Origin of the sequence: Micrococcus sp. HMSC31B01 (genome assembly GCF_001816085.1) — a bacterium.
GTDB lineage: Bacteria > Actinomycetota > Actinomycetes > Actinomycetales > Micrococcaceae > Micrococcus > Micrococcus luteus.
Genome location: NZ_KV824997.1, coordinates 1 through 7147, shown reverse-complemented (window position 1 = coordinate 7147; position 7147 = coordinate 1). Strand labels below are relative to the sequence as shown.

The following is a 7147-nucleotide window of genomic DNA, read 5'->3' as shown; positions in this document are numbered from 1 at the left end:
CAGCACGGTGGCGGTGGTGGTGCCGTCGCCCGCGATGTCGTTGGTCTTGGTGGCGACCTCCTTGGCGAGCTGGGCGCCCATGTTCTCGTACGGGTCCTCCAGCTCCACCTCACGGGCGATCGTGACGCCGTCGTTGGTGATGGTGGGGGCGCCCCACGCCTTGTCGAGCACCACATTGCGGCCCTTGGGGCCGAGGGTGACCTTGACGGTGTCGGCGAGCTTGTCGATGCCGGCCTGGAGGGCGCGGCGTGCGTCGTCGTTGAAAGCCAGCTGCTTGGCCATGACGGACGCTCCTTTCGTTCAGGGAGTCAGGGGGTGCGGGGACGCGAGGGGCCCGGGGCGCGCGCACCGGTGCGGTGCGCGCCGCTCACCGGGCCCGTCGCGGCGGGGTCACTTGGTGACGACGGCCAGCACGTCGCGGGCGGAGAGCACCAGGTACTCCTCGCCGCCGACCTTGACCTCGGTGCCGCCGTACTTGGAGTACAGCACGACGTCACCCTCGGCGACGTCGACGGGCACGCGGTTGCCGTTCTCGGCGACCCGGCCCGGGCCCACGGCCACGACCTGGCCCTCCTGCGGCTTCTCCTTGGCGGTGTCCGGGATCACGAGGCCCGACGCGGTGGTCTGCTCGGCCTCCAGGGGGCGGACAACGATGCGATCCTCGAGGGGCTTGATGGAGACAGACATGCTGCACACTCCTTCTTCGTCGACATGCGGCTCCGGCGGGCTCGCCGGTCCGCTGATGCTGTGGTCTGCGGGTGCGCCACGGGCGTCAGACCCTCCGTCGTCGCGGTGCCGGACGGTCCACCTCGGGCATTGGCACCCGGTACCCCCGAGTGCCAGTCCTGACTCTACTCCGGGTTCTGGCACTCCTTCAACATGAGTGCCAGCCGTGTCTCCGCCGTCCGCCGTGGGCGGAGGCGTGGGGCGCGGTGCGGTGGGATGCCGTGGGGCGGCGGGCGGGGCGGGTTCCGGGCCCGGGAGCATACGGAGTGGTCACGACTGCGGCCCGCAACCTGTCCCTCCCCCACTCCCCACCCTCCCCCCTCGCCACCCTCCGTGGGCAGAAACCGCACCCCCGCCCGTCGCGTGGGCAGCATCCGCAGGTTTTCGATCTCCGTGGGCAGAAGCGCCCTCTCTTCTGCCCACGGATGCTGCGTGGGCGGAACTCCTCGCAGTTCTGCCCACCGAGCCATGACGACGTCGTCCCGGCGGGACAACCGGCCGCCGCCGAGTCCTGCACAGCCGGCCCACCCTGCGCTGGTGTGCACAGACACGCGGCCCGCCCGGCCGTCGTCAGGCCGACCGCGTCAAGGTCGACCCATGTCCTTCGCCCCCGATCTCCCCCTCGTCCCCGTCTTCACCACCCGCGACGTGCTCGAACGCGGTCTGCCGCCCAGCCGGGTGCGGCGGTCCGACGTCCTCCGCCTCGCCCGCGGCATCCACCGTCGCCGTGACATGCCGCTGCGCACCTGGGAGTCGGCTGGGCTCCCGCCGCCGCACCACGGGGTCGGCCTCGACCTGCTGACCGCCCTCCTGCGGTCCCGTCCCGACGCCGTTCTCTCCCACGAGACGGCGGCGCACCTCCACGGCCTCCCGCTTCCCCCGGGCGGGGCCACGCGACGCGCCGCCGTCGAGATCACGTTGCACCGCGGCACCGCACGGGCGCGGATCCCCGGCGTCATGGAGCACCGCAGACCCCTGCCCGCCGGCCACGTCACCTCCGTGCTCGGGCTACGGGTGACGACGCCGGAACGGACCTGGCTCGATCTGTGCTCGATCGGCCACCCCTGGGACGAGGCATCCCTCGTGTCGGCGGGTGACCACCTGGTCCGTCACCCCTGGTCCCCGCGCGGCCGGCGGCCTCCCATCACCACGGTCACCGCGCTGCACGAGGCGATGCGGCCGCTCGGGCGGTTCGTCGGAAGACCGCGGGCGACGGCGGCGCTCGAGCGCGTACGGGTGGGTGCCGACTCGCCGCAGGAGACCCGGCTGAGGCTGGCGCTCGTCGAGGCGGGGCTGGGCGAGCCGACGCTGCAGCACGTGTTCGACCCCGGGCGGCGGGACGCCCCCGAGGCCGATCTGTGGTTCGAGGACTGCCGGCTCGTCCTCCAGTACGACGGCGAGGTGCACCGGAGTGCCGAGCAACACGCCCGGGACGCCCGGCGAGACCAGTACTACGCGGAGCGTGGGCAGATGACCCTGCACGTCACGGGCCGGGACGTCGGCGAGGGATATGCGCGGGTGATCGAGGCCGTCCTCAGACGACGGGCACAGGTCTCGAACGGCTGGGATGCCTGACGTCGTCGTCGCGTATGGCCCTGCCGTCCATGCGCAGGGGTTCCGTGGGCAGAAGCGAGGGTGCTTCTGCCCACGGAACCTGGAAACACGCGGGTTCTGCCCCCGGAAGGCGAGACCCGGCGGGTTCTGCCCACGGAACGCTCGCACCGGCCGGGCACCCGACCCCCGCCCGGACCGACCCGGGCCGGCCTCACCGTCGCCCCGCTCAGTAGTACACGGCCAGCGGCCCGTGCGGTCCGTCCACCACGCTGCAGGGGGTCTTGAAGATCCGCTCCAGCACCTCAGGGCGCAGGATCTCGGCCGGGGTGCCGGTCTCCACCACCTGGCCGTCGCCCATGGCCACGATCCGGTCGGCGTAGTGGGCGGCGAAGTTGATGTCGTGCAGCACGATCACCACGGTCCGGCCCAGCTCGTCGGCGGCCCGACGCAGCTGCTGCATCATCTGCACCGAGTGCTGCATGTCCAGGTTGTTCAGCGGCTCGTCCAGCAGCACGTACTCGGTGTTCTGCGCCAGCACCATCGCCACGTACGCGCGCTGCCGCTGGCCGCCCGAGAGCTGGTCGAGGTACCGGTTCTCGAACGGGCCGAGGTTGAGGAAGTCGATCGCGTCGGACACGTGCCGCTCGTCCTCCAGGGTCAGCCGGCCGCGCGTGTACGGGTAGCGCCCGAACCCCACGAGCTGTCGCACGGTCAGCCGCGTCACGAAGTGGTTCTCCTGCCGCAGGATGGACAGGGTCTGCGCGATCTTCCGGGACGGCGTCGTGGTGATGTCGTGCCCGCCCACGGCGATCGTCCCGGCGTCGGCGTCCTGCAGCCGGCCGATCATCGTCAGCAGCGTGGACTTGCCCGCCCCGTTGGGCCCCACGAGCGCGGTCACTCCCCCGGCCTGGATGTCCAGGTCCACGGGTCCGATGCACACCTCGTCGCTGTGGCGCTTCACCACGCCGCGCAGCTCGATCACAGACGTCCCTTTCTCATCACGACGACCAGGAAGGTGATGCCGCCGATCAGCTCGATGACCACCGTGACCGCACCCCCCGCGTAGAACACGTGCCGCAGCACGAAGTAGGCGCTCGTGAGCACCGCGTACCCGGCCAACGCCGCCACCGGGAGGATGAACCGGTGGTCGTGGGTGTCGACCAGGCTGTACGCCAGCGTGGCCACGAGGAAGCCGAGGAACGTCATCGGACCCACGAGCGCGGTGGTCATGGCCATCAGCACGGAGACCAGCAGCAGCGTCACCATGAGCTCGCGCCGGTGGTGCAGGCCCAGGTTGGTCGCGGCGTCGGCGCCGAGCGCCACCGTGTTCAGGCGGCGGGAGCGCAGCCACAGCAGCGCGCACACGACGACGGCGATGGGCGCGGCGATCGCCACGTACTCGGTCCGGGCGTTGGAGATGTTGCCGAAGAGCCGCGCGCTCAGCAGGTCGAACGAGTTCGGGTCCAGCAGTCGCTGCATGAACGTGCTCAGCGCGGCCAGCCCGCCGCCCAGCACCACGCCCACGAGCAGCATCAGATGGACGCTGCCGTAGGGCCGGGAGAGCAGCCACGAGTACAGGGCCGTCGCCAGCGCCACCATGAGCGCGGCCTGGGCGAGGAACGGCCCCACCCCGGTCAGCACCGCGACGCCCGCGGCCCCCAGCACGTACACGGCGACGGTCGACACGGCGGTGTAGAGCGCCTCGAACCCCATGATCGAGGGCGTGATGATGCGGTTGCCCGTCACCGTGTGGAAGCTGACGGTCGCGAAGGAGTGGCACAGCGCCACGATGCCGATCACGCCCAGGGACTCCACGCGCATCCGCGCGATCATCCAGAACGCGCGCGAACCGGGTTCGGCCTCGTTGCCCCACAGCAGGACCCCGGCGGTGGAGAGCACGGCGACGGCGGCCAGCACGGCGACGACGACCGCATACCTCCGGCGGTCGGCGGCGGTGACGAACGCGCCGGACCGGCGCGGGGCGTCAGCCTCGACGGGCCCGGCCGCGGTGGCGCCACCGGGCGGGGCGGGGATGCGACCCGGGGCGGTCGCGAGCGGCTCAGCCATGCTTGGCCTGCCTCAGCAGCAGGGCGAGGAACACGATCGCGCCCACGAGGCCCAGGATCAGCGAGATGGGCACCTCGAACGGGGCGATCACGGTGCGCCCGATCAGGTCGCAGACGATCACGATCCACACGCCGACCATGACCACCCAGGGCAGGTTCGTCCGCAGGTTGTCGCCGCGCACCATGGACACGAGGTTGGGGACCACGAGCCCCAGGAACGGGAGGGCCCCGATCACCACGGTGACCACGCCGGTGGCCACGGCCACCATGGCCACGCCGGTGAGGATCACGGCGTCGTAGTTGAGGCCGACGTTCGTGGCGACGTCCTTGCCGAGGCCGGCCACGGTGAAGCGGTCCGCGATGACGAAGACCGCCACGCACACGATCAGCACGAGGAAGAGCAGCTCATACCGGCCGCGGACCACGGAGGTGAACGAGCCCGCGAACCACGCGCCCACCTGCTGCAGCATGTCCGTCTGGAGGGCGAGGAACGTCGACGCGGCGCCCACGACGGCGCCGAGCATGATGCCCACGATCGGCACGATGAGGGAGGACTGCAGGCGCACCCGCCGCAGGAAGAGGAAGAACACGAGGGTGCCGACGAAGGCGAAGAGGATGGCCCCGACCATCCGGGTCACCAGGCCCGCGCCCGGCACGAGCACCATGGTCACCAGCAGGCCGAGACCGGCCCACTCGGTGGTGCCCGTGGTGCTGGGCTCCACGAAGCGGTTCTGCGTCATGAGCTGCATGATCAGCCCGCACATCGCCATCGAGGCGCCGGCCAGCACGAGGGCGACCGTGCGCGGCACGCGCGTGATGGCGAACATCTCGCGTCCGCCCTCCGCGCCGACGTCGTACACGCCCACGAACAGTGAGACGACGACGACGGCCGCGGTCACCACGACGCCGACCAGCAGCGGCCAGGTGCGCTGCCAGCGGGTGCGCTCGGGCCGCAGGACGGCGGGCGGGACCCAGCACACGCGGTCGCCCCGCCCCGGCTCCTCGAGCCGGGGCGGGGCGTCGGCGACGTGGTGACGCACGTCGAGAGTCACTGCGCGCCTTCGAAGGCCTTCGCGAGGTCCTCCATGACGGTGGTGTGGTTCTGGATGTCCTCGGCGACGTAGAAGTCGGCGGGCAGGTAGACGATGTTGCCCTCCTTCACCGCGGTCACGTCCTGGAGGGCCTCGGAGCGCTCGATCAGCTCGGCGGCGGTGGCGTTCTCCTCGCCGATGGCGGCGTCGCGGTCCATGACGATCAGCCAGTCCGGGTTCGACTTCGCGATGGCCTCGACGGAGATGTCGTCGCCCTGGTGGTTGTCGGTGCCCGCCTGCTCGAGGGCCGGGGTCAGCTCCAGCATGTCGAAGAACGGGCCGATGGCGCGACCGGTGCTGGGCGCGACGTACGACAGCTCGCCGCCCGAGGCGATGAGGCCCATGACGGTCTGCTCGGGGTCGTAGGCGTCCTTGGCGCGCTGCGTGGCGGCGTCGAAGTCGGCGATCAGCTTCTCGGCATCGGCCTCGTGGCCGGTGGCCTCGCCCAGCAGGGTGGTCAGCTTCTTCAGGCCCTCGTCCATGGGGGTCTGCGTGACGTCGAAGTTCGTGTCCACGACGGCGGCGTCACCGGTCAGCTCGTCGATCTCGGCCTTGCGCTCGTTGAACCGCTGGCCGTTGAAGACGACGTCCGGCTCGGCGGTGACGAACAGCTCCATGTCGGGCTCCCGGTGGTTGCCGATGTCGGCGACCGAGTCGTCCTGGAGGTAGGAGGGCCCGCCCTCGCCCTTGTACATGATCTGCTTCGGCGCGGCCGACAGCTCGACGCCCCAGTCGTCCAGCGTGCGGAAGGTGCGGTTGTCCGTGGCGATGACGGAGTCGACCTCCTCCGGCAGGGTGACCTCGGCGCCGGACATGTCGGTGACGGTGACCCCGGCCGCGATGCCGCCCGAGGCGGCCGAGGAGCCGCCGGCGGCGCTCGCGGAGGCCGAGGACTCGCCGGAGGCGCTCGCGGAGGACGAGCCCGTGGCCGCGCCGCCGGCGGAGCAGCCGACGAGGGCGAGGGCCGCCACCGAGGTCAGGGCGAGACGGGCGAGGCGGGGGGCGCTGACGGAACGCGGCATGGTTCTCCTTCTGGGCGGCGGGGCTGCCCCGGGATGAGCAGTCGGGGTGGTGGGCGCGCTCCCGTGGAGGTGAGCCTTGCCTCAGTCGAATACCGTACACGAGGGTGCCGTAATCCCCCAACGGGAGTTCGACGGGTCCCGCCGCCCGGGGCCCGCGGCCTCGAGCCCCGTCAGTCCAACGGCGTCACCTCGAGGGCGAACCGCGCCCGACCCACGCGCGCCAGCACGAGGGTGGCGTGCCGTCCGGCCCCGCCACGCCGGCCCGGCTTCGCCCCGCCGAGGACGGCGCGACGCACCTCCTCGGGCGTCTCGCGGATGCCCCGCTTCTTCACGTCCAGCCGACCCACCCCGGTCTCCTTCGCCCAGCGCCGCAGGGAGGCCAGGTGGAAGCCGTGCACCGCCTCGATCCGATGGGCGCGGGCCAGGCCGTCCCGCACGGGCTCGGGCGCGACGAGGTAGGCCAGGTGGGGGTCCAGCTGCCGCGTCGGCACGGGCCAGGACGCGGCCAGGTCCGTCACGAGTCCGGCCCGGATGACGGCGCCGTCCGGCTCGTGCAGGACCGCGCCGACGAGCCCCGCCATGCCCTCCTCCCCCACGGCCTCGACCTCGGGCGAGTCGCCGAAGTCCGCGCCGGAGACGAGCTGCGCCGTCGTCGTCTCCCCGCCCCGGACGGTCATGACGCGCGCCG

At 72.0% G+C, this 7147-nt stretch carries 7 protein-coding genes and 1 pseudogene; 1 reads left to right on the top strand and 7 read right to left on the bottom strand.

Annotated elements, in window-relative coordinates; genetic code table 11:
• Both HMPREF3105_RS03060 and groES read right to left on the bottom strand, forming a co-directional pair.
• The coding region (locus tag HMPREF3105_RS03060; RefSeq protein ID WP_305791320.1) for a TCP-1/cpn60 chaperonin family protein at window positions 1–282 on the bottom strand (282 nt) is incomplete at its 3' end.
• Window positions 283–390: 108 nt separating this feature from the next.
• Entirely contained in the window at window positions 391–687 is a 297-nt protein-coding gene (gene groES, locus HMPREF3105_RS03055; protein WP_002857590.1) for a co-chaperone GroES, read from the bottom strand.
• A 636-nt stretch (window positions 688–1323) separates the two neighbouring features.
• Here groES and HMPREF3105_RS03050 point away from each other — a divergent pair.
• On the top strand, window positions 1324–2301 hold the full coding sequence (locus tag HMPREF3105_RS03050) for a hypothetical protein (RefSeq protein WP_070708754.1): 978 nt from the start codon (window positions 1324–1326) through the stop codon (window positions 2299–2301).
• Window positions 2302–2506: 205 nt separating this feature from the next.
• Here HMPREF3105_RS03050 and HMPREF3105_RS03045 read toward each other — a convergent pair whose 3' ends face one another.
• From HMPREF3105_RS03045 to HMPREF3105_RS03025, 5 genes and pseudogenes are all read right to left on the bottom strand, one after another.
• Entirely contained in the window at window positions 2507–3262 is a 756-nt protein-coding gene (locus HMPREF3105_RS03045; protein WP_002857584.1) for an iron ABC transporter ATP-binding protein, read from the bottom strand.
• Window positions 3259–4347: an iron chelate uptake ABC transporter family permease subunit gene (locus HMPREF3105_RS03040; RefSeq protein ID WP_070708753.1), complete on the bottom strand. Its 1089-nt coding sequence runs from the start codon at window positions 4345–4347 to the stop codon at window positions 3259–3261. The genes HMPREF3105_RS03045 and HMPREF3105_RS03040 overlap by 4 nt, the downstream gene beginning before the upstream one ends.
• Window positions 4340–5398: an ABC transporter permease gene (locus tag HMPREF3105_RS03035; RefSeq protein WP_083325282.1), complete on the bottom strand. Its 1059-nt coding sequence runs from the start codon at window positions 5396–5398 to the stop codon at window positions 4340–4342. The genes HMPREF3105_RS03040 and HMPREF3105_RS03035 overlap by 8 nt, the downstream gene beginning before the upstream one ends.
• Entirely contained in the window at window positions 5395–6459 is a 1065-nt protein-coding gene (locus HMPREF3105_RS03030) for a siderophore ABC transporter substrate-binding protein (protein ID WP_070708752.1), read from the bottom strand. The genes HMPREF3105_RS03035 and HMPREF3105_RS03030 overlap by 4 nt, the downstream gene beginning before the upstream one ends.
• 170 nt (window positions 6460–6629) lie before the next feature.
• Window positions 6630–7147, bottom strand: a pseudogene (locus HMPREF3105_RS03025) (SAM-dependent methyltransferase); the annotation flags it as partial.